19 protein-coding genes are annotated in these 21,989 nt (G+C 63.7%); 13 read left to right on the top strand and 6 right to left on the bottom strand.

Translation table 11 applies throughout. The features are described from left to right. Positions 1–86 precede the first annotated feature (86 nt). From IAG25_RS08045 to IAG25_RS08055, 3 genes are all read left to right on the top strand, one after another. Entirely contained in the window at positions 87–308 is a 222-nt protein-coding gene (locus tag IAG25_RS08045; RefSeq protein ID WP_187604370.1) for a hypothetical protein, read from the top strand. A 67-nt stretch (positions 309–375) separates the two neighbouring features. Further along, on the top strand, positions 376–747 hold the full coding sequence (locus IAG25_RS08050; RefSeq protein WP_187604371.1) for a hypothetical protein: 372 nt from the start codon (positions 376–378) through the stop codon (positions 745–747). Between the two features lie 307 nt (positions 748–1,054). Then, positions 1,055–1,357, top strand: coding sequence for a hypothetical protein (locus tag IAG25_RS08055; protein ID WP_255503581.1), 303 nt, complete (start codon positions 1,055–1,057; stop codon positions 1,355–1,357). A 12-nt stretch (positions 1,358–1,369) separates the two neighbouring features. On the opposite strand, the gene IAG25_RS08060 is transcribed toward IAG25_RS08055, so the two are convergent. Together IAG25_RS08060 and IAG25_RS08065 are read right to left on the bottom strand one after the other, a co-directional pair. Then, positions 1,370–2,302, bottom strand: a complete 933-nt coding sequence (locus IAG25_RS08060) for an aldose 1-epimerase (RefSeq protein ID WP_187604372.1) — start codon at positions 2,300–2,302, stop codon at positions 1,370–1,372. Beyond that, a complete protein-coding gene (locus tag IAG25_RS08065; protein ID WP_187604373.1) occupies positions 2,299–3,099 on the bottom strand; it encodes a phytanoyl-CoA dioxygenase family protein in 801 nt (266 codons plus the stop codon). Before IAG25_RS08065 ends, IAG25_RS08060 begins: the two co-directional genes overlap by 4 nt. Positions 3,100–3,310: 211 nt before the next feature. Between IAG25_RS08065 and IAG25_RS08070 the strand changes: the two genes are divergently transcribed. The 5 genes from IAG25_RS08070 (at position 3,311) to IAG25_RS08090 (ending at position 9,100) form a co-directional block, all read left to right on the top strand. After that, positions 3,311–4,399 carry a LacI family DNA-binding transcriptional regulator gene (locus tag IAG25_RS08070; protein ID WP_255503582.1) on the top strand — a complete coding sequence of 363 codons (1,089 nt, stop codon included), beginning with the start codon at positions 3,311–3,313 and terminating at the stop codon, positions 4,397–4,399. A gap of 128 nt (positions 4,400–4,527) precedes the next feature. Beyond that, complete coding sequence (locus IAG25_RS08075) at positions 4,528–5,535, top strand: ABC transporter substrate-binding protein (protein ID WP_035509698.1); 1,008 nt, start codon at positions 4,528–4,530, stop codon at positions 5,533–5,535. 71 nt (positions 5,536–5,606) lie between these two features. Continuing rightward, complete coding sequence (locus IAG25_RS08080; RefSeq protein ID WP_187604374.1) at positions 5,607–7,169, top strand: sugar ABC transporter ATP-binding protein; 1,563 nt, start codon at positions 5,607–5,609, stop codon at positions 7,167–7,169. Next, positions 7,159–8,139, top strand: coding sequence for an ABC transporter permease (locus IAG25_RS08085; protein WP_035509646.1), 981 nt, complete (start codon positions 7,159–7,161; stop codon positions 8,137–8,139). The genes IAG25_RS08080 and IAG25_RS08085 overlap by 11 nt, the downstream gene beginning before the upstream one ends. A gap of 7 nt (positions 8,140–8,146) precedes the next feature. After that, a complete protein-coding gene (locus tag IAG25_RS08090; protein ID WP_187604375.1) occupies positions 8,147–9,100 on the top strand; it encodes an ABC transporter permease in 954 nt (317 codons plus the stop codon). Between the two features lie 55 nt (positions 9,101–9,155). Here the strand turns inward: IAG25_RS08090 and IAG25_RS08095 are convergent, their stop codons facing one another. Together IAG25_RS08095 and IAG25_RS08100 are read right to left on the bottom strand one after the other, a co-directional pair. Beyond that, the gene (locus IAG25_RS08095) at positions 9,156–10,550 is read right to left on the bottom strand and encodes an MFS transporter (RefSeq protein WP_187604376.1); all 1,395 of its coding nucleotides are present in this window, start codon (positions 10,548–10,550) and stop codon (positions 9,156–9,158) included. Between the two features lie 221 nt (positions 10,551–10,771). After that, positions 10,772–11,026 (bottom strand): DUF6723 family protein, encoded by a 255-nt coding sequence (locus IAG25_RS08100; RefSeq protein ID WP_187604377.1) that lies wholly within the window; start codon positions 11,024–11,026, stop codon positions 10,772–10,774. 308 nt (positions 11,027–11,334) lie between these two features. On the opposite strand from IAG25_RS08100, the gene IAG25_RS08105 reads away from it, so the two are divergent. The 3 genes from IAG25_RS08105 (at position 11,335) to IAG25_RS08115 (ending at position 17,744) form a co-directional block, all read left to right on the top strand. After that, positions 11,335–16,209 carry a response regulator gene (locus IAG25_RS08105; protein ID WP_187604378.1) on the top strand — a complete coding sequence of 1,625 codons (4,875 nt, stop codon included), beginning with the start codon at positions 11,335–11,337 and terminating at the stop codon, positions 16,207–16,209. 313 nt (positions 16,210–16,522) lie between these two features. Further along, positions 16,523–17,152, top strand: coding sequence for a hypothetical protein (locus tag IAG25_RS08110; RefSeq protein ID WP_187604379.1), 630 nt, complete (start codon positions 16,523–16,525; stop codon positions 17,150–17,152). Positions 17,153–17,159: 7 nt separating this feature from the next. Next, the gene (locus IAG25_RS08115; RefSeq protein ID WP_187604380.1) at positions 17,160–17,744 is read left to right on the top strand and encodes a hypothetical protein; all 585 of its coding nucleotides are present in this window, start codon (positions 17,160–17,162) and stop codon (positions 17,742–17,744) included. A gap of 102 nt (positions 17,745–17,846) precedes the next feature. On the opposite strand, the gene IAG25_RS08120 is transcribed toward IAG25_RS08115, so the two are convergent. Next, positions 17,847–18,965: a 3-deoxy-7-phosphoheptulonate synthase gene (locus IAG25_RS08120; RefSeq protein ID WP_222946407.1), complete on the bottom strand. Its 1,119-nt coding sequence runs from the start codon at positions 18,963–18,965 to the stop codon at positions 17,847–17,849. 166 nt (positions 18,966–19,131) lie between these two features. On the opposite strand from IAG25_RS08120, the gene IAG25_RS08125 reads away from it, so the two are divergent. Then, a complete protein-coding gene (locus IAG25_RS08125; protein ID WP_035509627.1) occupies positions 19,132–19,806 on the top strand; it encodes an HAD family hydrolase in 675 nt (224 codons plus the stop codon). Positions 19,807–19,819: 13 nt separating this feature from the next. Next, complete coding sequence (locus tag IAG25_RS08130; protein WP_255503583.1) at positions 19,820–20,845, top strand: aldose epimerase family protein; 1,026 nt, start codon at positions 19,820–19,822, stop codon at positions 20,843–20,845. Between the two features lie 7 nt (positions 20,846–20,852). Here IAG25_RS08130 and IAG25_RS08135 read toward each other — a convergent pair whose 3' ends face one another. Then, positions 20,853–21,989, bottom strand: coding sequence for a porin (locus IAG25_RS08135; protein ID WP_187604382.1), 1,137 nt, complete (start codon positions 21,987–21,989; stop codon positions 20,853–20,855).

Below are 21,989 nucleotides of genomic sequence, written 5' to 3' on the forward strand. Positions count from 1 at the left end.
TATCTCACGAGAGGTAAGGAGTCAAACGCAAATATGCTTGCGCACGCTTCGCGCCTGCCCGCGAGTCATCTTCCCGGAGCCCTTTTATGCGATTCGACTACAAGACGTTCCATATCGATTGCACCGCGCATCACGACCAGGACGGCAGCTACTACGCCCACGCGAAGATCACACATCTGCCGGACGAACACACAGCGCATGTGGAAGTTTTCGAATCCGGCGAACTGGATTCCTTTGCCAGCGAATCGGACGCTGTCCATTGCGCGCGGGCATGGGCCATCGAATGGTGTGACGAGGCGCTTGCGTAGTTATCGCGCGTCTTCCCTCGGCATGGTCTGACGCACCGCCGCCGCGCGCTTGCGCGCGGCACGGCGATTGCGCAAGTCAAACGGTGACACCGCAGCATTTTGCGAGGCGGTGCGCATCGAGACCATCGATCAACGGGAGGACACCATGAAAAACGCGAAGAGAACTCTGCTTGTATCGGCACTGATGCTGGGCTTGTCGGGCGCAGCGTTCGCGCAGGGCGCGGGCGGCGGTGCCGGTGGCGGTACGGCCGGCGGAAACGGCGCTGGCCAGGGCGGGACGGGTATGAGCACGCCAAACGCCAACGGTGTGACGGGCACGACGTCGGGCGCTTCGGGCGCAAGCACGATGGACTCGTCTCACAGCAACAAGATGCACAAGAACAAAAAGAGCAGCATGGACTCGGGTGCGTCGAGTGGCGGTGCCGGGAAGTCAAACTAAGTGTATTGAAGTCAGTTCCTAAGCGCGCTCGGGCCTCTTCGTGAGCCCGAGCGCGCTTTTTCTTCCATTCCCCGACACTCCCCACCAAAGTATCCCTACGAGATAGGGATTTCTCCCGCTCCCGCATCGCCGTAACTTGAGCCCTGAGCGCTATTCATTGCGCCGACGCTTCTTCTATCGTCGCGTCGGGCGAAGCATGTTGCGGCGAGTTAGCCATTGCGCTCGATCCCATCCATCGATAAAGCTGCAAGGAGTCCGAGAATCGTGTTTCCCGGCTGCTTGTGCATTCGTTTCAAGGAGCTGGAGCATGAAGGCAAAAGTCAATCCAAAACTCTTCGCGATGATGGCCGCGTGCGCGATCGTCGCCACCGTCGGCACGGCACACGCTCAGGGCATGCCCGCCGACGCGCAGCAACTCGTTCAGACCATGCGTCCGATGTACATGTCGCAAGCCACGCCCGAACAGGACCAGACCATCGCAACGCGCGCTGCCCAAACCGATGACGCCGCGTACGGCGGCATGGCCGCGGGCGCAAACGCATCCGCAAGCGGTCGCGCTCAGAGCGGCTGCCGCGACGCGGCCCGCTGCGACATCTTCTTCGGTCAGTAAGCGGAGATCGTCCTACCCGAAGCGAGTCGTCCATGCGAATGACGCGATGACCGACTCGCCCGGTTTCAGCACCGCGCCGCCCTTCATTGCGTGTTCGGCATCGAGGTTCACCCAATCCGCCACGTTGCTCACCGGCTCCACGCAGAGCAAATCGGGATGCGACGCCGGCGCGTACACCACCATGTGATCGAACGGCGTCTCGGCGTCGAGCGTGATCGCGCGCCCTTCGTCCGGCCACGCGATCGTCGCCGTGCGCGACCAGCTGGCGAAGTTGTTGTCGAGATCGAATGCATCGGCGGACATGCCTTCGTTCGACGCCATCGCATCGACGCACGGATGCGCTCCCGCATGCGTCGGCAGCAGATCGGGCGTGCTATGCCACATCGCCGCGACGCGCGCGTGAACGCGTGTGTTCCGCGTGCGTGGATAGTATGGATGATGTCCCATGCCGAAGGGCATCGGCCGATCGGACAGGTTGCGCGCGGAGATCGTGACCGTTAGCGTGTGGTCATCGAGCGCGAATTCCTGCGTCGCGTCATATGCAAACGGCCAGTGATGCGCCGCTGCGCGCGACGGCTCGTGCGAAAAATGCAGGCACGCGCGCGACTCCGACACCTCGCCCACGCGCCACGGCAAGCGCCATGCGTTGCCGTGAAGCGCATGCGCAAAGGCATTGCCATCGCCGGACAGATCGACGAGCGCACCATCGAACCTGAAGCGCGCATCGCGGATGCGGTTGCAGTACGGCAGCAACGGAAAGCTTGCCATGCCGAGCGGATCGCGGGCGGCGAGCGCGGTGGGCGTCGCGGGACGCAGCCAGTCGATCGAACGGCCATCGCGTATTTCGTCGAAGGCCGCGATCGAGCCGCCCACATGCGGCGCGAGCAGCACGCGCCGTGCGCCGCAACGCAGCTCGACGAGCGTATCGGACAGTGCGGCGCTCAATATGCAAACTGCCGGTAGCTTTCGTCGAAGGTGCGCGCCGTCTTCTCGACCAGCGGATTGAAACGCAGCAGACGCCGCGCGCGCGCGGGAAATTCGGCGAGCACGTCGCGCGGCACGTCGATATGCACTTCGGGCCGGAAGTACCACGCGCGGCTGTAGCCGATCACCACCATCGGACGCGGCTCGCCGCTCAGATTCGGCGTGCCCCGATGCAGCCCGCGCACATCGCGAATCATCACGTCGCCGACTTTCATCGGCATTTGCTCGGCGGCGAAGCGCCCTGCCTCCAGACCGGCGAGCGCGTCGTCCCGCGACATGCGATGCGTGCCGCGTGTCGTTTCGAGCGGGCCATTGCGCTCATCGACATCGACGAGCGGGAAATTCACCGCAAGCTGAAATGAGGGCGTCTCGGGCGCGTCGTCGAAAAGCGGCGGCGTATCGCGATGCCAGTCCTGGAACTCGGAGCCGGCCACGGGCGTATCGGTGGCGAGTTGACACATCACCGGATCGCGCCCGGCCACGCGCTCGACTATGCCGACGATGTCTTCATCGCAAAAGATCGACGGGTCCGCGAACGCGCCTTCGAACGGCAGCGTGACGTAGTAGCGGCCCGGTCCGCGATTACCGCTCGTCGATGCTGCGCGCGCGGCTTCGATATGCGGCTGCAAGAGCGGCGCGAACGCATTGTTCCAGGCTTCGAGCGCGGCACGCGGGAAATGGTCGCGCAACAGCACGAAGCCGTCTCGTTCGAACGCTTCGGCGAACGCGTCTCGCGTGCTCTCGTCGTATTTGCCCATGCGCCCTCTCCTCGTTGCGAGTGCGAGGACAGAATCGCACGCGTGTAATCCGTTCGTCAATATTATTAGTAATAACCGGTGAAAACCCTGAGCTGAAATGACCAATAAGCCCGTGCTTTCCGCGGCATTCATCACTAATATTAGTGGCAAGTTCCTTCGGCCCGCGCAACACGATTCGCGGAAGCTTCAGACGCCGCACGCGGCACGCACAATGAAAAAATCCACGCAACGCCGCCCGACGATGACCGACATCGCGAAGCTCACAGGAGTCTCGCAATCGACGGTTTCGCTCGTGCTGAACAACGCAAGCGGCGCGAAGTTTTCCGATACCACGCGCGACAAGGTGCTGCGCGCCGCGCAGGAGCTCGGCTATCGCATGACGCAGCGCGAACCGGTCGCCGCATTGGAGAGTCAGGGCGAACGCAACCTGATCGTCTATCTCGCCGACGAAATTTCGACGAGCCCGCATCCGGTCGTCAGCATCGACGGCGCGCGCGACGCCGCGTTCGCCAACGGGCGCATGCTCGCGGTCTATTCGACGCACGGCAACGCGGAGATCGAGGCGCGCGTGCTCGACGCGACGCTCGGCAATCCGGACGTGCTCGGCGTGATCTACGCGACGGTCTACACGCGCCGGGTGACCTTGCCCGCGCTTCTCGCCAGAGTTCCGACCGTGCTGCTCAACTGCTATACGAGCGATGCGAGCGTGTCGTCGGTCGTGCCCGCGGAAGTCGCGGGCGGCCACAGCGCGACGGATCATCTGCTGGCCGCGGGCCACAAGCGCATCGGCTATATCAACGGTGAGCCGTGGCAGGATGCGGCGCGCGATCGGCTGAAGGGTTATCGGACCGCGCTCGCGACGGCCGACTTGCCATACGCGCCGGAACTCGTGCGCGAAGGCGACTGGAGCCCGGGCACCGGCTTCGAACAAACGCTCTCGCTGATGCGCGAGCCGAATCCGCCGACCGCGATTTTTTGCGCGAACGACCTGATGGCGCTCGGCGCGATAGAGGCGCTCAAACAGCTCGGCCTGCGCGTACCCGATGACGTCTCCGTGCTCGGCTATGACGATCAGGAAATCGCGCGGCACACGCATCCGCCGCTTTCCACCGTCGTCCTGCCGAACTATGAGCTCGGGCGCTGGGCGGTCGAAACGCTGCTTCAGGAAGAAGAAAACCGTGCCGCCGGCGCGCCGGTGCGACGCCGCACCGTGAAGCTCGACGGTCCGCTGATCGAACGCGGCTCGGTCAGGGAAATCACCGAAGCAAAACAGCTCGAAACTAATAATATTAGCGATTGACCAGTAATAAAACGCGATGAAATAATCGCCGAAGTCGCAGTACGCATGACCACTCTCGCAGCAGGCAGACCGGGCAACACAAGCATCGGCACCACTAGAAAAAGGCAAACCATCCTATGGAGGAAGACATGCTGTCGCTAGAGAAGAAATCGCGCCTGGGCCTGCGCCCGCTCGCCGCCGCACTGACCGCCCTGACGCTCGCGGCCGGCTTCACCGCCGCCCACGCCGCCGATGACGGACTGCCGAAAATCCCGAACAAGAAGCCGTTGAAGGTCGGCTTCGCGCAGACGGAGAGCAACAACCCGTGGCGTCTCGCGGAAACGAAGAGCTTCAAAGATATCGCCGCGAAATGCGGCTGGCAGATGGTCATGACCGACGCCAACAGCTCGGCGGCCAAGCAGGTCTCGGACATCCAGAGCATGATCGCGCAGCACGTCGATCTGCTGGTGTTCCCGCCGCGTGAAGAGAAGCCGCTCGTGCCCGTCGTGATGCAGGCGAAGAAGGCGGGAATTCCGGTGATTCTCGTCGATCGCAACATCGACCAGTCGATGGCGAAGGCGGGCAAGGACTACATCACGTTCATCGGCTCGGACTTCATCGATCAGGGTCACCGCGCCGCCGACTGGCTCGTGAAGGCGACCAACGGCAAGGCGACCATCATCGAACTGGAAGGCTCGACGGGCGCCTCCGCCGCGAACGATCGCAAGAAGGGCTTCGACGAAGTCATCGCGAAGAATTCGGGCATGAAGATCGTCGCGTCGCAAAGCGGTGACTTCGCGCGCGACAAGGGCCGCCAGGTGATGGAGACGCTGCTGCAGGCGCATCCGGACGTGACCGCCGTCTATGCGCACAACGACGAAATGGCGCTCGGCGCGATCGCCGCGATCAAGGCGGCGGGCAAGCAGCCGGGCAAGGACATCGTCCTCGTGACGATCGACGGCACCAAGGGTGGCCTCGAAGCGATCAAGGCGGGCGAGCTCGGCGCGAGCGTGCAGTCGAGCCCGTTCTTCGGGCCGCTCGCGTGCGATGTCGCGCAGAAGTACGCGAAGGGCGAGACGATTCCGCCGTGGGTGAAGGTTTCGGATCGCTTCTACGACAAGAGCAACGTCGACGCGAGCATGCAATACGGGTACTGAGCGGAGTGTGTGTGTGTCTTGCGGGCGCCTGATCGAAGGCGCTCGCTTTTTCATTTCGACGGACTCACGGTATGGCTCAGACTCCCCTTCTCGACATGCAGGACATCGACATCGCGTTCGGCGGCGTCGCTGCGTTGAAGCGCGCGCGTCTCTCGGTCGCGGCGGGCGAAGTGCACGCGCTCATCGGCCAGAACGGCGCGGGCAAGTCCACGCTCATCAAGATTCTGACGGGCGCATATCGCAAGAGCGCGGGCACGATTCGCTTCGATGGCCGCGAAGTCGATTTCCGCACACCGAAGGACGCGCGCGAAGCAGGCATCAGCACGATCTATCAGGAGATCAACCTCGTGCCGTTCCGCTCGGTCGCGGAAAACATCTTTCTCGGGCGTGAGCCGCGCCGTCTCGGTCTCATTGACTGGAAGACGGTGCAGCGGCGCGCGGCTGAATTGCTTGAATCGTTCGGATTACGAATCGATGTGAAGAAGCCCGTGCGCGAATATTCCACCGCGATCCAGCAGATGGTCGCGCTCGCGCGGGCGGTGTCGTCGGATGCGAAGCTCGTCATCATGGACGAATCGACGTCCTCGCTCGACGAGCGTGAGGTCGAACTGCTCTTCACCGTCGTGCGCCGTTTGCGCGACGACGGGCGCGCGGTGATCTTCGTGTCGCATCGGCTCGATGAACTGTATGCGCTGTGCGATCGCGTCACCGTGATGCGCGACGGCCAGACCGTCGCCGAAAATTCGATGCAGGAGATGGACAAGCTGAAGCTCGTCACGACAATGCTCGGCCGCACGCTCGCCGCTGTCGTGCACGAAGATAGCGCGGTGAAGGAAGCGAATCTCGCCAAACGCGGACCTGTAGCGCTCTCCGCACAAGGCCTCGCCGCAGGCACGAAAGTCACGGACGTATCGCTCGATGTGCATGCGGGCGAAGCCGTCGGTCTCGCGGGTCTGCTCGGCTCGGGACGCACGGAGACGATGCGCCTTCTCTTCGGCGCGGACCGCCCGGCGAAGGGCGCGCTCGCGGTCGGCGGCGAGAATGCCGCGTTCAAGTCACCGAAAGATGCGATCGCACGCGGCATCGCTTATCTGACGGAAAATCGCAAGGCCGAAGGCATCGTGCCGGAGCTATCCGTGCGCGATAACCTCACGCTGGTGTGCCTGCCCGCGTTGACGAAGCGCGGCGTGGTCGATATCGCGAAACAGCGCGAGATCGTCGATGGTTTCGTCGAATCGCTCGGCATCAAGCTGCGCTCGCCGGATCAGCCGATACGCGAGCTCTCGGGCGGCAATCAACAGAAGGTGCTGCTCGCGCGCTGGCTCGCGACCCACCCTCGCCTTCTGCTGCTCGATGAACCCACGCGCGGCATCGATGTCGGCGCGAAAGCGGATGTCGCGAAGATCGTGCGTGAGTTGCGCGATGCGGGACTCGCGGTGCTGCTGTCCGCATCGGAACTGGAAGAACTCACGGCCGTGGCCGATCGCGCGGTCGTGATCCGCGATGGCGAAACGGTCGCGCAACTCGACGGCGCGAAGATGAACGAGGCATCCATCATGGACGCGATCGCGTACGGCGCGGGCGCGGAATCGACGCTCGCCGAAGCGGTGGAGGAAGCGAAACATGATCGATGACACGCAACGCGCCGCACCGATCGTGCAGGCGCCCGTGAAAAAGAAACGCGGCGTCGCGATCCAGCGTGAAGTCGCCGTGCTGCTCGCGATGATCGTCTTCAACCTGATCTTCACGCAGCACTTCCTTTCGTTGCAGACGTTCAACGTGAATCTCACGCAAGTGGTGACGATCGTGATCGTCGGCATCGGCATGACGCTGGTCGTTGCAACGGGCGGCATCGATTTGTCGGTCGGTGCTTCGATGGCGATTGCCGGTGCGCTCGCGCCGATGCTCTTCATGAATATCGACGGGCCGCTCGGCATCATTCTCGCGTTCACGTTGCCGGTCATCGCCGCTGCGTTATGCGGCGTGTTCAACGGCTTTCTCGTCACGCGTCTGAACGTGCAGCCGATCGTCGCGACGCTCGTGCTGTTCATCGCGGGTCGCGGCATCGCGCAGGTCGTCACCGATGGCAGCCTGCAAGCGTTCAACAATCCCGCGTTTCAGTGGATCGCGCTCGGAAAGGTGGCGGGCGTGCCCTTCCAGATCCTGTTGATGCTCGTGCTCGTCGCGCTCTTCACATGGATCGTGCGCAAGACGCTCTTCGGCAAATACCTGCTCGTGACGGGCGGCAACGAGGACGCCGCGTATCTCTCCGGCATTCCGACCGCGCGCGTGAAGATGATCGCGTACACCGTATGCGCGGCGCTCGCGGGACTCGCAGGGCTTATTTCGATCTCGGTAAATTCGTCGTCGGATGCGAACGTGGTGGGTCTCGGCGTCGAACTCGATGCGATCGCGGCGGTCGCGGTCGGCGGCACTGCATTGACCGGCGGCAAGGCGTATATCACGGGCACGCTGATCGGTGCGCTCATCATTCAGTTGTTGCGTTACACGCTGCTCGCGCACGGCATTCCGGATGCCGCCGCGCTCGTGCTCAAGGCCGCGATCATCATTGCCGCGGTGTACGTGCAACGCAAGCGAGGCTGACTTTTCCATGAAGAAGAACCTGCCCATTCTGATCGCGCTCGTCGCGTTGCTCGTGCTGGGCGTCACGCGTTACGAGCATTTTCTGTCGGCGTATAACGTGACGTCGTTCTGGCGATACAACTCGATGTTCCTGTTGATATCGATCGGCATGGCGTTCGTGATCATCACGGGCGGCATCGATCTGTCGGTCGGTGCGGTGGCTGCGCTCGCGAGCGTCGTATCGGCGTTGGCGAGTCCGCATGGCGCGCTGGCCGGCGTGATCGCCGGGTCGTTCGCGGGACTTGCGGTCGGCGTGTTGAACGGGCTCGTCATCACGCATATGCGGATTTTGCCGTTCATCGTCACGCTGGCGACGAGTCTCGGCGCGCATGGCCTCGCGCTTTTGCTCGGTCATAACGATGCAGTGGCGATATCCTCGGATACGAACTTCGCCGCATTCGGCCAAGGCGATTTTCTGAGCCTGCCGATTCCCGGAATTGTCTGCGCGGCGGCGGCGGTGATCGGTTGGATCGCGTTGCGCAGTTCGCGCTTCGGGCGGCATGCGCTGGCGATCGGCGGCAGCGAAGAGGCATCGCGTTTGATGGGACTGAACGTCGATCGCACGCTGGTCTTCGTTTATGCCGTTTCGGGTTTGCTTGCAGGCATCGCCGGCGCGATTCTCGCCGCGCAGTTCGGCGCGGGGCAGCCGAACGAGGGCGTCGGCTGGGAGTTGTTTGCGATTTCGGCTGTGGTGCTTGGGGGCACGCGATTGACTGGCGGCGAAGGTTCCATTGCGATGACGATCGCCGGTGTCGCGCTGCTTGGGCTCGTGTTCAATCTTTTGAACTTTGAAAACGGGTTGGGGTATATCTCGCTTTCGGCTTATTGGCAGTCGGTGATACGTGGGTTGTTTTTGTTGCTTGTGATCGTGTTGCAGGCGCGGGTGCTGAGTGGAAAAAAAACGGTAAAGGTGGCGCGCTGAAAACCAATGCGGCCCGATCGCATCGGGCCGCAGGTGGATTAGCTCACGCGATTCATCAAGCGTGCCGATGCTCCGGCAACCCCTCATGCGCAACATCCTCACGACGCGCCCCGCCGCCCACCTTCGCACCAGGTATCTCCCGCCCACGCAGCGAGCACCCCACCGTCTCGGTAACGAACAACAACGCAATCGCCCCCACCGCGCAAGCGCCCATCATGTAATACGCCGGCACCAGCGTGCTGCCCGTGCGGCCGATGAGCCAGTCGGTGACCATCGGCGCGGTGCCGCCGAAGATCGACGTCGAAATGTTATAGGCGATCGCCATCCCCGCATAACGCGCCTGCGTCGGAAACATCGCGGGGAACATCGCCGAGATGCTCGCGAGTTGCGGCACATAAAGCAGCCCCAGCACGCCAAGTCCGATCAGCGCGCCGGCGATGCCATGCGACATGAGCGTGAACATCGGCACGGCCGCGACGAAGATGCCGACGAGCGAAAGCCACCACACCTTCTTGCGCCCGATGCGATCCGACAACGCGCCCGCGAAAGGCAGCAGCACCATCATCGACAACATGCCGATCAGGGGCAGCAGCAGCGAAAGGTTGTCGCTCATGCCGAGTTCCTTCTTCATGAAGGTCGGCATGTACGCGAGCAGCACGTAGTTCACCACGTTCAGCGCGACGACCAGTCCACCGAGCTGAAGCAGCGGCTTCCAGTAGCTCGTGAAAAGCTCACGCAACGGCAAGCCCGCGTGGTGCTCGCGTTCGGACGCTTCGGCGCACTCGCGGAACACCGGCGTGTCTTCCATCTTCGAGCGCAGATACAGTCCGATCAGACCGAGCGGCGCCGCGACGAGGAACGGCAGACGCCAGCCCCATGCGTGCATCGCGTCGTTGCCGAGCAGGACCGAGCAGCCGAGCATCAGGAACGCGCCGAGCGAGAAGCCCGCAAGCGTGCCGAATTCCAGAAAACTGCCGCAGAAGCCGCGCTTGTGATCGGGCGCGTACTCGGCCATGAAGGTCGCCGCGCCGCCGTACTCGCCGCCCGTCGAGAAACCCTGGATCATGCGCAAGGCGACGAGCGATGCGGGCGCCCACAGGCCGATGCTCGCATACGATGGCAGGACGCCGACAAGCAGCGTCGCCATCGACATGATGATGATGGTCAGCGCGAGCACATGCTTGCGCCCGAGCCGGTCGCCGAGCGGTCCCCAGAAGAGTCCGCCGAGCGGCCGGACGAGGAAGGAAATCGCAAAGGTCGCGAGCGCGAAGAGCGTGGCCTGCGCCGTGCTGCCGGGAAAGAGCGCGGCTGAAATATAGGTGAGGCCGTAGCTGTAGATGCCGTAGTCGAACCACTCGGTCGCGTTGCCGATGGCCGAAGCCGCCATCGCGCGTCTGATGGGTGCGCGCGACTGCGCGTCTTGCCTCGTGGAGGGTTGCACGTAACTCATAGTCGTTGTCCGGATGCGTCAGTGACCCGGTGCTGCGCCCGAGTTCGCGCGCCACGCACCGCCTTGAGTTCAAGATACAGGCGCATCCCGCATGCCTCGCATGTCCTAGGACGATCAGGACGCTGGGGTTTTCCCCGAAGCACGGGCGATTCTTGCCGATGGGTCGGGGATATCGCGGGGCTTTTTACCGCGTGTCATAGGACATTCGCGCTGACACGCGATCAAGGCTCGGGATTGGCGATGTCCGCCGTGACGATGCGTCTGCCGAGCGCTTCGGCGGCATGTCGCGCATCCTCGCTGGATTCGAACGGGCCGATGGTCTCGCAGCCATCGAATGGATAGAGCACGCGCTTGTCGCGCCTGCGAACCACCTTGAGTGTGCCGATGTGCATGCCCGTCGCGTTGACCACATACGACGCGTAGATATCGAAGCCTTCGTACGTCCCTGCTTCGGAGGTGAGTGTGGTTCTGGGCATCGATCTGGACATGTTCTCGAACGTCGTGGCTGCGTGAGTACGCAATGTGCTTGGGTCGGCATCGTTTCAGCAAAATGCGTTCCGAACGTCCGGCGCGTTCCCGTCTGATGATCCGCGGACACCGGAGCGCGTTTGCAGGCGGGCCTGCCGCGCGCAAAGCCGACACAAACCGAAGCCGTTTTCCGTGCGAGAATTCGAAATCGCTGGCGTGCCATGAAGCGCGTCGCGCAAGCGATTCGAACCTTAATACGTGCATTGCCGGCACATGACGTCGCCGCATCGAGACCGGGCGAGGAGACCAAGCGTCGATGAAAGCTGACAATCTGATCGCGGATACGAGAATGAACGGGCTAGACCCGAGCTTTCTCCTGGGCGGCGGCGAAATGGGCGCGCTCATCCGCGAGGTCGATTGGACACAGACTGCGCTCGGCTCGCCCGAACACTGGCCGCAAAGTCTCAAGACGGCCATCCGCATCATGCTGACGTCGCGCCAGCCGATCTGGGTCGGCTGGGGGCCCGACCTGCTCTTCTTCTATAACGACGCGTACAAGCCGATCATCGGCGGCAAGCATCCGCAGGCGCTCGGCCGGCCGACGTCGGTCGTGTGGCGCGAAATCTGGAACGAGATCGGCCCGCTGCTCGACACCGCGCTCGTGGGCGTCGAAGGCACTTACGTCGAACAGAAGCTCCTCATCATGGAGCGCAACGGCTTTCCGGAGGAAACGTATTACACGTTCTCCTACAGCCCGATTCCCGACGACCGCGGCGGCGCGGGCGGCATCATCTGCGCGAACAGCGACGACACCCAACGCGTGCTCGGCGAGCGCCAGTTGAACGTGCTGCGCGAGCTGGCGGCATCGGCGGCCGACGCGCGCACCTGGCGCGAGGCGTGCGAACGTTCGATGAACGCGCTCGAAGGCGCATCGCGCGACATGCCCTTCGCGCTGCTCTATGCGGTCGAACCCGGCGGCGACACGGCGACGCTCGTCGGCGCGTGCGGCATCGGGCCGGAGCATCGCGCCGCGCCCGCGGTACTGCACGCGGCGCACCCGAACCCGTGGCCCTTCCACGAGGTGCTGCGCGACAACGAGGCGCGCATCGTCACGAAACTCGATCGCCTCATCGACGCGCCGCTGCCCACCGGCGCATGGAGCGTCGCGCCGGCGAGCGCGGTGATCGTGCCCATCGCGCCCTCGGGCGACACGGGCCGCTCGAGCGTGCTGGTCGCCGCGCTCAATCCCTATCGCCTGTTCGACGAAGGGTATCGCGCGTTCGTCAATCTGGTCGCGGGCCAGATCGGCGCGGCGATCGGCTACGCGCACGCCTACGACGAAGAGCGCCGGCGCGCCGAAGCGCTCGCCGAAATCGACCGCGCGAAGACCACGTTCTTCTCCAACATCAGCCACGAGTTCAGGACGCCGCTCACGCTGATGCTCGGCCCGCTCGAAGAGCTGCTCGCGAGTCCCGACCGCGTGAGTCAGGAGGACATGCGGATCGTCGAGGTCATGCATCGCAACGGCTTGCGGCTCCTGAAGCTCGTCAACGCGTTGCTCGACTTCTCGCGCATCGAGGCCGGGCGCATCGAGATTCATCGGCAGCCGACGGATATCGCCGTGTTCACCGCCGAGCTCGCATCGCTCTTTCGCTCGGCGATCGAAACGGCCGGCCTGCGTCTGGAAATCGACACCGGACCGGCGCCCGTGATCGCGGAGATTGACCGCGACATGTGGGAAAAGATCGTGATGAACCTGCTGTCGAACGCGTTCAAGTTCACGTTCGACGGCGTTATCCGGATTGCGCTCCATACGAACGCGGAGCACGGCATCGAACTCTGCGTGAGCGATACCGGCATCGGCATTCCGGAGCAGGAGCTCGCGCGCGTGTTCGAGCGCTTTCATCGCGTCGCGGGCGCGGCGGGCCGTTCGATGGAAGGCAGCGGCATCGGGCTCGCGATGGTGCAGGAGCTCGTCAAGCTGCACGGCGGCACGATCCGTGTGGACAGCACGCCCGGCGATGGCGCGTGCTTCACCGTCACGTTGCCCGCGCCGCGCGAACCCGCCGCCGACGCAGAAGGCGCGCCGCATGCCGAAGCGAGCATACGCGCGCGTTCGTATGTCGATGCCGCCATGCGCTGGATGCCCGACGCGAATGAGCGGCCCGTCGTCGAGAGCGATGACGACGCGCCGCTCGGCGTGAACGCGACCGATGAGCCGACGCTCGCCGACGCGCTGCCGGGCCGCGTGCTCGTGGTCGACGACAACGCCGACCTGCGCGACTACATGCGCCGCATGCTGATCGCGGCAGGCCACGAGGTCAGCGTCGCCGCCGATGGCGAAGCCGCGCTCGAGATCGCGCGGCGTGTGCATCCCGAGGTGATCGTCTCCGACGTGATGATGCCGCGCCTCGACGGCTTCGGGCTTTTGCGCGCGCTGCGCGAGGACGAGGCGCTGCGCGAGACGCCGGTCGTGCTGCTGTCGGCGCGCGCGGGCGAGGAGGCGCGCGTCGGCGGGCTCGAAGCGGGCGCGGACGATTATCTGACCAAACCTTTCCCGGCGCGCGAACTGCTGGCACGCGTGGCGAGCAATCTGCGCCTCGCGCGATTGCGTCACGCGACCGAACAGAAGCTGCGCGACGAATCGCGCACGCTGGAGATTCTCAACCGCGTCGGCACGACGGTCGCGGGCGAACTCGAACTGAGCCGCGCGGTGCAGGTCGTCGTCGATGCCGCGACCGAGCTGACGGGCGCCGCCTTCGGCTCGTTCTTCTACAACGTGCTCGACGACAAGGGCGCCCGCTATACGCTCTACACGCTCTCGGGCGTGCCGAAGGACACGTTCTCCCGATTCCCGATGCCGCGCAACACCGCCGTGTTCGGCCCGACATTCGCGGGCGAAGGCATCGTGCGTTCGGACGACATCACGAAAGATCCGCGCTACGGTCACAACGCGCCGCATCACGGCATGCCGAAGGGCCATCTCGCCGTGTGCAGCTATCTCGCCGCGCCGGTCGTCTCGCGCAACGGCGAAGTGCTCGGCGGGCTCTTCTTCGGCCATCCCGAGCCAGGCGTCTTCACGGACCGCGCGGAGCGGATCCTGACCGGCATCGCGTCGCAGGCGGCGATCGCCATCGACAACGCGCGTCTTTATCAGGCCGCGCAGGACGAGATCGACGAGCGCACGAAGGCGCAGGACGCGTTGCGCGATCTGAACGAAACGCTGGAACGCCGCGTGGCCGATGCCGTCGCGGACCGCGACCGTTTATGGGAACTGAGCGAGGATCTGTTCTTCGTCGCGAGCTTCGAGGGCGCGCTGCTGCGCGTCAGTCCTTCATGGACGACGGTGCTCGGCTTCGATTCGCAGCGCCTGCATTCGCACACGGTGATGGACCTCGTGCATCCCGACGACGCGCACGCCGCCACCGCCGAACTCGGCAAGCTGCGCGCGAACGGCCTGCCGGTGCGCTACGAATGCCGTCTGAGCCGCTCGGACGGCGGCTGGCGCTGGATCGCGTGGACGGTATCGCTCGATCCGCGCACGCGGCGCATTCACGGCGTGGGCCGCGACGTCACGGCGGACCGCGAAACCGCCGACGCGCTGCGTCACGCCGAAGAAGCGCTGCGCATGGCGCAGAAGATGGAAGCCATCGGCAAGCTGACGGGCGGCGTCGCGCACGACTTCAACAACCTGCTGCAGGTGATCGGCGGCAATCTGCAATTGCTCGCGAAGGACGTCGCCGGGAAGGACAAGCCTGAGCAGCGCGTGCGCAACGCGCTCGCGGGCGTCGCGCGCGGTGCGAATCTCGCGTCGCAGTTGCTCGCGTTCGGCAGACGTCAGCCGCTCGCGCCGAAGGTCGTGAATCTGGGGCGCTTCGTGCGCGGCCTCGACGACATGTTCCGCCGCGCGCTCGGCGACGGCATCGAGATCGAGACCATCGTGTCGGGCGGCTTGTGGAATACGCTCGTCGATCCGTTTCAGGTCGAGAACGCTTTGCTCAATCTCGCGATCAACGCGCGCGATGCGATGAACGGTCACGGCAAGCTCACGATCGAAGCGGGCAACGCATCGCTCGACGAAGCCTACGCGATGCGCAACGCCGACGTATCGCCCGGCCAGTACGTGATGGTCGCCGTGACGGACACGGGCTCGGGCATGTCGCCCGAAGTGCAGGAACGCGCGTTCGAGCCGTTCTTCACGACCAAGCGCGAAGGCCAGGGCACGGGCCTCGGGCTCTCGATGGTGTACGGCTTCGTCAAGCAGTCCGGCGGCCACGTGAAGGTGTACAGCGAGCAGGGACACGGCACGACGGTGCGCCTCTATCTGCCGCGCGCGCGTGCCGAGGAAGACCTCGAAATCAATATCGATGCGGGCCCGGCGAAGGGCGGCAGCGAGACCATTCTCGTCGTCGAGGACGATGAGGAAGTGCGCGCCACTGTCGTCGAACTGCTCGTCGATCTCGGCTATCGCGTGCTGCGGGCGAAGGATGCGCAGAGCGCGCTGGCGATCGTCGAGAGCGGCGTGCCGCTCGATCTGCTCTTCACCGATGTCGTGATGCCCGGGCCGTTGCGCAGCACCGAACTCGCGCGCAAGGCGCGGGAACGCGTGCCGGGTATCGCGGTGCTGTTCACGTCGGGCTATACGGATAACGCGATCGTGCATGCGGGACGGCTCGACGAAGGCATCGATCTGCTGAGCAAGCCTTATACGCACGAGGCGCTGGCGCGCAAGGTGCGGCATGTGCTCGGGCTGTCCGCGCAGGCATCGGAAGCCGTTGTCGCGGACATCGACACGCATGTGCCGCGTGTCGCCGAGGACGATGCGCCGTCACGCATGCGCGTGCTGTTCGTCGAAGACAACGAACTCGTGCGCACGAGCACCGCCGAGTTGCTGCGCACATTCGGGCTGGATCTGATCGATGCAGGCAGCGTCGATGAGGCGCTTGCGTTGCTGCGCGAGCATCGCTTCGAAGTGCTGCTGACGGATGTGGATCTCGCGGGGCAATCCGGCGTGGATCTGGCCATCGACGCGTGTCGCGAGGCGCCGGAGCTGGGCGTCGTGTTCGTGACCGGCTACGATCTCGCGCTCGGCGATGACGAGCGGCGCGCATTGCCGAGAGCGGTTCAGGTGCGCAAGCCGTTCGATCCGCTGGCGCTGGTCAACGCGTTGAATGCGGCGGTGGCGAGGTAGGGATGATCCGCGGACCTCGCGTTCAGTCGCAGCCTGTTTCGATCGCGTAGCGTTGGCAAACAGCGCCAGTCGCGGCAATCAATCCATTCTCACGCTCGAACCACATCGAGATCATTCGACACGTCCCTCGCCTGGTCGAAAACCAGAGCCTCGTCCGGCTTTTCGTTGACAAAATACAATCTTTTGACGTTCAAGTTTGGTGTTTCGCTCTGCTACCATCGCCGTGCGTTAGCCGGCCGATGCTGAGTTCAACATCGCACGCGATGTCGCTACGCTCGACGAATAAAACATCACTGACCATGCCCATATAATTATGCATAACGAATCAAATACGTTGGGGAACCTGGCGATCATTCGCCGCATTGTCACCGCATCGGTACTCCTCGCTACAGCGCTTCTCGCTGCCTGCAGCAGCGTCTATGTCGACACACAGACGAAACAAGTCCCGGTTGCACAAATGAAGAAGGTCGCTGACCCGAAACCAGTGCAACTCGTGTTCGAGTTCCAGACGAAGGGAGCGCCCAATGCACGGGCAACGGATAGGTTGAGCAGCGTGGTAAGCAAGGAAGTCAAGGATTCCGGCCTGTTTTCCACGGTTTCCTCAAACCCGCAGCCAAACGCGGGCATGCTCAGCGTCACCCTCAACAACGTCCCCATCACCGAAGACGCCGCTTCCAAAGGCTTTGTTACCGGTTTGACCTTCGGGCTCGCCGGCAATACCGTCACGGATGGATACATCTGCACCGTTAGCTATCTCGCTCCCAATCGGACGACACCGATCGTCAAAACGGCCCGCCACGCGATCCACACAACTGTGGGAAACACCAGTGCGCCACCGAACGCGCAGAAGTCGCCGTCGGCCGTCGATGCTGTCAATCAAATGACGCTCGATGTGCTGAGCAACGCGCTTGACGACTTGTCGCGCGATCCGGCGTTCGAGTGAGGTCGTCATGAGAGCAATCAACTGGATAGCACCGCTGTCTTTGAGCGCGGTCATGCTTTTGGCCGGATGCATGCAGATCCCGATGCATGCCCCGCAACCAAGCGTCGAAAATCTCGCCAAGCTGCGCCGCGCCGATCCTCCTCCCGGCAAGGTGGAGATCGGCAGGTTTTCGCTGGACCCATCGCAACCGGAAGGCATGGATCGCAGTGTCAGCGTCCGTGGCAGTACCGTGACCTCTCCCGTGAAGGACTCGATGGCTCAATATCTGGGTGAGGCATTGCGCGTCGAGTTGCAATCGGCAGGATTACTCGATCCGCAAGCCAACACGATAATCTCGGGCACGCTTCTCGACAGCACATTGAATGGACCTATTGGCACAGGCAACGCCTCGTTGACGGCGCGCTTTGTCGTCAAGCGTTCCGAGGCTGTACAGTACGATCGGACACTTCATGTGGATTCGACGTGGGACTCGCCGTTTGTGGGTGCCATCGCGATTCCTGAGGCAGCGAGGCAGTATGAAGGTTTGTACCGAAAGCTGATCGGCATGCTGCTCGATGACGAATCGTTCATCAAGTCGCTTGCCGCGCGTTAATCAGCCGCATTCGGCAGCTGGGTCAATGGGTTGAATGCGGCGGTGGCGAGGTAGCGTTCCATCGAAGACGCTACCTCGCCACCACATCGACCGCTACCCCGCTCAGCCCGCGCGGCGCTTTCTCACGGCTTGCGCAAGCAGTTCGAGCACCGGCTCGCTCTGCGTCCAGCCCAGGCACGCATCGGTGATCGACACGCCATGCTTGAGCGGCACGCCGGGCTTGAGATCCTGACGCCCCTCTTCCAGATGGCTCTCGATCATCACGCCGGTGATGCGCCGCTCGCCCGCTTCCAGTTGCCGCGCGATATCCTGCGCGACGTCCACCTGACGCAGATGCGACTTGTTCGAGTTGGCATGCGAGCAGTCGATCATCACTTGCTCGCGCTGGCCGAGCTTGGCCAATGCGCCGCATGCCGCCGCCACACTCTCCGCGTCGTAGTTCGGCCCCTTCGTGCCGCCGCGCAGGATCACATGGCAATCGTCGTTGCCGCGCGTTTCGAAGATCGCGGCCATGCCCATCTTCGTCATGCCCATGAACGCGTGGCTCGCGCGCGCCGCGACGATCGCATCCGCCGCGACCTGCACGCCGCCGTCGGTGCCGTTCTTGAAGCCGATCGGGCAACTCAGACCCGATGCAAGCTGCCGATGACTCTGGCTCTCCGTCGTGCGCGCGCCGATCGCGCCCCACGCGATCAGATCGGCGATGTATTGCGGGCTCAGCAGATCGAGAAACTCCGTCGCGGTCGGAAGACCCAGCGCACTGATGTCGAGCAGAAGTTCGCGCGCGCGGCGCAGGCCTTCGTTGATGCGGAAGCTGCCGTCCAGACGCGGATCGTTGATATAGCCTTTCCAGCCCACCGTCGTGCGGGGTTTTTCGAAGTACACGCGCATCACGATGAAGAGATCGTCGCGCAACTGGTCGGCGACTTTCTTCAGACGCTGCGCGTATTCCATCGCCTGATCGTGATCGTGAATGGAGCACGGACCGACGACCACGACGAGCCTGTCATCGCGGCCATGCAGTATGTTCGCGATGGCGCCGCGACTTTCCTCGACGAGCGTCTGCACGTCGGGCGTAACCGGCAGTTCGTCGAGCAGCAGGGCCGGCGAGATCAGCGGACGCACGGCGCCGATGCGCGTATCGTCGATACGGGTCGTGTCTTGCGTGGCGTCGGCCACGCCTGCTTCCTGATCGCGGGAGGGATTGTCGATGCGGGTCAAGATAGGCTCCGTCATGCGTAATTGATGCAAAATTCAGGGACTTTGTGCGTATTGTCCGCGAGATAACCGGCTCGCGGCGCAAACATCCATTATCGCACTTGCAGCAGCCCGCTTGCCCGATCGTGCGTATCATGAAGTCGCTCGGACACACTCATTGGAGAAGATCATGCGTATCGAAACGTCATTCCTGTTCGACCTGGACGGCACGCTCGTCGATAGCGTCTATCAGCACGTGCTCGCGTGGAAGGAAGCGCTCGACGCCGAAGGGATCGAGTTGTCCGTGTGGCGCATCCATCGCAAGATCGGCATGAGCGGCGGGCTCTTCACCAATCAGTTGCTGCGTGAAACGCATGGCGAGATCAGCGCGGATCGCGTCGAACGGCTGCGTCTGTTGCATGCGGAAGCGTACAAGCGGCTGCGCGCGCAGGTCTGCCCGCTGCCGGGTGCGCGCGAGCTGCTCGAAGCGCTGACGCAGGCCGGTACGAAATGGGCCATCGCGACGAGCGGACGCATGGAGACCGCGCAGGTCAATCTCGAAGCGCTGGGCGTCGATCCGTCGAAGCAGGTGGTCATCACGCGCGACATGGTGAAGTACGCGAAGCCCGATCCCGATCTCTTCCTCGCCGCGGCCGCGCGCCTGAACGTGCCGATCGAACATACGGTCGTCGTCGGCGACAGCATCTGGGACATGCTGGCCGCGCGTCGATGCCGCTCGCTCGGCGTCGGCCTGCTCTCGGGCGGTTATGGCAGCGACGAACTGGAGCGCTCGGGCGCCTTGCGCGTGTACGAAGATCCCGCGGATCTGCTGCTGCATCTCGATGAAGTCGCGGCGCGTCCGTGAGATGATCGCGCGCATGACCTCCTCTTCTCTCATCGACATTCGGCCCTGGGGCGACGCGCATCTCTACACGTTGCGCAATGCGTCGGGTATGCGCATCGAGATCAGCGATCTGGGCGCGACGCTCGTCTCATGGCTCGCGCCCGACCGCGACGGACATCTCGCCGACGTGCTGCTCGGTCACGACACGCCCGCCGACTATCTGAACGGCAGCGCATTCATGGGCGCGATCATCGGGCGCTGGGCCAATCGCATCCGCGATGGACGCTTCTTGCTCGATGGCCTCGCGTATCAGGTCGAGCGCAACGAAGGCGCGAATCATCTGCATGGCGGCTCGGCGGGTTTTCATCGGCAGATGTGGCGCGTGGAAGTAGCCGATGACGCGCTCGTCATGACGCTGCATTCGCCCGCGGGCGCGGCGGGCTTTCCCGGCAATCTCGATGTGACCGTGCGCTACGCACTGAACGACGCGGGCACGCTATCGATCGATTACGAAGCGCGCACCGATGCCCCGACGCCCGTCAGCCTCACGAACCATGCGTATTTCAATCTGGGCAATGACGCGAGCATTCGCGATCATGAAATATCGATTGCATCGGACATGTACCTTGCGATCGATGCAAGCTCGATTCCCGTTGCACGTGAAGCGGTAGCAAACAGCGTGTTCGATTTGCGCGAGCCCGCATCGATCGGAGCGCGTCTCGATGCATCGCATCCGCAACTCGCGCTCGCGGGCGGCTTCGACCATTGCTATGTGCTGGGCGAAGATGCGAAAGAGCCGCGCACGGTCGCCGTGCTGTTCGATCCGTCGAGCGGACGCGAGTTGAGCGTCGCCACCGATGCGCGCGGCTTGCAGTTCTACTCGGGGAATTATCTGGAAGGCGTGAGCGCGCGCAATGGGTCGCGCTATCGCAAGCATGCGGGACTGTGTCTCGAAGCAGGCGGCTTTCCAAACGAGATCAACATGGACGGCGAACGCGCCGTGCTGCGTCCTGACTCGGTGTATCGTCAGCGCACGCGCTATACGTTGCGCGTGCGCTGACGCGCGATCAGAAGATGTTGCGCAAGCCGATCGATACGCCCGTCTGATTCGAGCGGCCCGGCAATTCGACATCCGCCGCGCCCGTCACCTTGTTGAAGTCGACGGTGCCATACACTTCGGTGCGCTTCGACAATGCATACTCCGCCAGCGCGACGCCCGTGTAGCGATTGCCGCTGCCCGTCGCGCCGCCGCCGATGGCCGCGTTCTTTATATGGTCGTAGTAGAACGCGCCCGTGAGCAACAGCGCCGGCGTGACCTGATACGTGATGCCCGCGAACGGACCGTCGTCGCGGCGGCCCGAGCCCTTCAGGATATCCGTGCCCGACACGAGCCCGCGCTGTTGCAGGATGCTGTCGACGAAGCCGGTGTCGTCGGTCGAATGCAGATAGCCCGCATAGAGTTTGGCCGCGCCGATCGTATAGACCACGTTCGCATTCCAGATCTTCTGCTTGTTCGACGAGTTGTCGCTGTTCTGCTGATAACCGCCGCCGATGGACAACGGGCCCATCGCATACGACGCCGTGAAGCCGTACATGTTGCCCGCGCCCATGTGGCCCGGCACCTGACCCGAGAAGCCGCCCGCGCCGGTCGCCGTGTAGTTCGTGCCGAACGAGTACATCGCGCCGAGCGTGAGGCCCGCGAACGTGCCGTTGTACTTCACCGCGTTATCGGCATAGAGACCCGCGCCAAGTGCGACCGGCAGCCATGCGTTCTCGAAGTAGTTGCCGACGGTGAGCGGATCATACGTGTCGCCGAGCATGTCGAAGAGCGGCGTCTTCTGGCGGCCGAGCGTCAGCGTGCCGTACTGGTTCGACAGACCGACGTAGGCCGCGCGGTTGAATGCGCGCGCGCTGTCGGAGTACTGGCCGTTCTCCAACTCCACACCGCTTTCCAGCCGGAAGATCGCCTTCAGGCCGCCGCCGAGATCTTCCTCGCCCTTCAGGCCGATACGGCTATTGGTGATCGCGCCGTTGGTCATGAACAGCTTGCCGTCGTTATTGGCGTTTGCGTTCGTGAGATAACGCACGCTGACGTCGGCGACGCCATAGAGCGTGACCGAGCTTTGCGCGAATGCGGACTGACAGGCGAGCGCGATGACCGATGCACCCATTCCTGCGATGGCACGCGATGTGATTGTCTTCAT

The sequence above is a fragment of the Caballeronia sp. EK genome, assembly GCF_014384845.1.
Classification (GTDB): domain Bacteria; phylum Pseudomonadota; class Gammaproteobacteria; order Burkholderiales; family Burkholderiaceae; genus Caballeronia; species Caballeronia jiangsuensis.

Bases quoted from the DNA above. Each gene is read 5' to 3' on its own strand.
- IAG25_RS08090 (WP_187604375.1), top strand. From the start codon at position 8,147: ATGAAGAAGAACCTGCCCATTCTGATCGCGCTCGTCGCGTTGCTCGTG.
- IAG25_RS08115 (WP_187604380.1), top strand. From the start codon at position 17,160: ATGAGAGCAATCAACTGGATAGCACCGCTGTCTTTGAGCGCGGTCATG.
- IAG25_RS08085 (WP_035509646.1), top strand. From the start codon at position 7,159: ATGATCGATGACACGCAACGCGCCGCACCGATCGTGCAGGCGCCCGTG.
- IAG25_RS08045 (WP_187604370.1), top strand. From the start codon at position 87: ATGCGATTCGACTACAAGACGTTCCATATCGATTGCACCGCGCATCAC.
- IAG25_RS08075 (WP_035509698.1), top strand. From the start codon at position 4,528: ATGCTGTCGCTAGAGAAGAAATCGCGCCTGGGCCTGCGCCCGCTCGCC.
- IAG25_RS08100 (WP_187604377.1), bottom strand. From the start codon at position 11,026: ATGCCCAGAACCACACTCACCTCCGAAGCAGGGACGTACGAAGGCTTC.
- IAG25_RS08130 (WP_255503583.1), top strand. From the start codon at position 19,820: ATGACCTCCTCTTCTCTCATCGACATTCGGCCCTGGGGCGACGCGCAT.
- IAG25_RS08105 (WP_187604378.1), top strand. From the start codon at position 11,335: ATGAAAGCTGACAATCTGATCGCGGATACGAGAATGAACGGGCTAGAC.
- IAG25_RS08125 (WP_035509627.1), top strand. From the start codon at position 19,132: ATGCGTATCGAAACGTCATTCCTGTTCGACCTGGACGGCACGCTCGTC.
- IAG25_RS08055 (WP_255503581.1), top strand. From the start codon at position 1,055: ATGAAGGCAAAAGTCAATCCAAAACTCTTCGCGATGATGGCCGCGTGC.
- IAG25_RS08110 (WP_187604379.1), top strand. From the start codon at position 16,523: ATGCATAACGAATCAAATACGTTGGGGAACCTGGCGATCATTCGCCGC.
- IAG25_RS08135 (WP_187604382.1), bottom strand. From the start codon at position 21,989: ATGAAGACAATCACATCGCGTGCCATCGCAGGAATGGGTGCATCGGTC.
- IAG25_RS08095 (WP_187604376.1), bottom strand. From the start codon at position 10,550: ATGAGTTACGTGCAACCCTCCACGAGGCAAGACGCGCAGTCGCGCGCA.
- IAG25_RS08080 (WP_187604374.1), top strand. From the start codon at position 5,607: ATGGCTCAGACTCCCCTTCTCGACATGCAGGACATCGACATCGCGTTC.
- IAG25_RS08065 (WP_187604373.1), bottom strand. From the start codon at position 3,099: ATGGGCAAATACGACGAGAGCACGCGAGACGCGTTCGCCGAAGCGTTC.
- IAG25_RS08070 (WP_255503582.1), top strand. From the start codon at position 3,311: ATGAAAAAATCCACGCAACGCCGCCCGACGATGACCGACATCGCGAAG.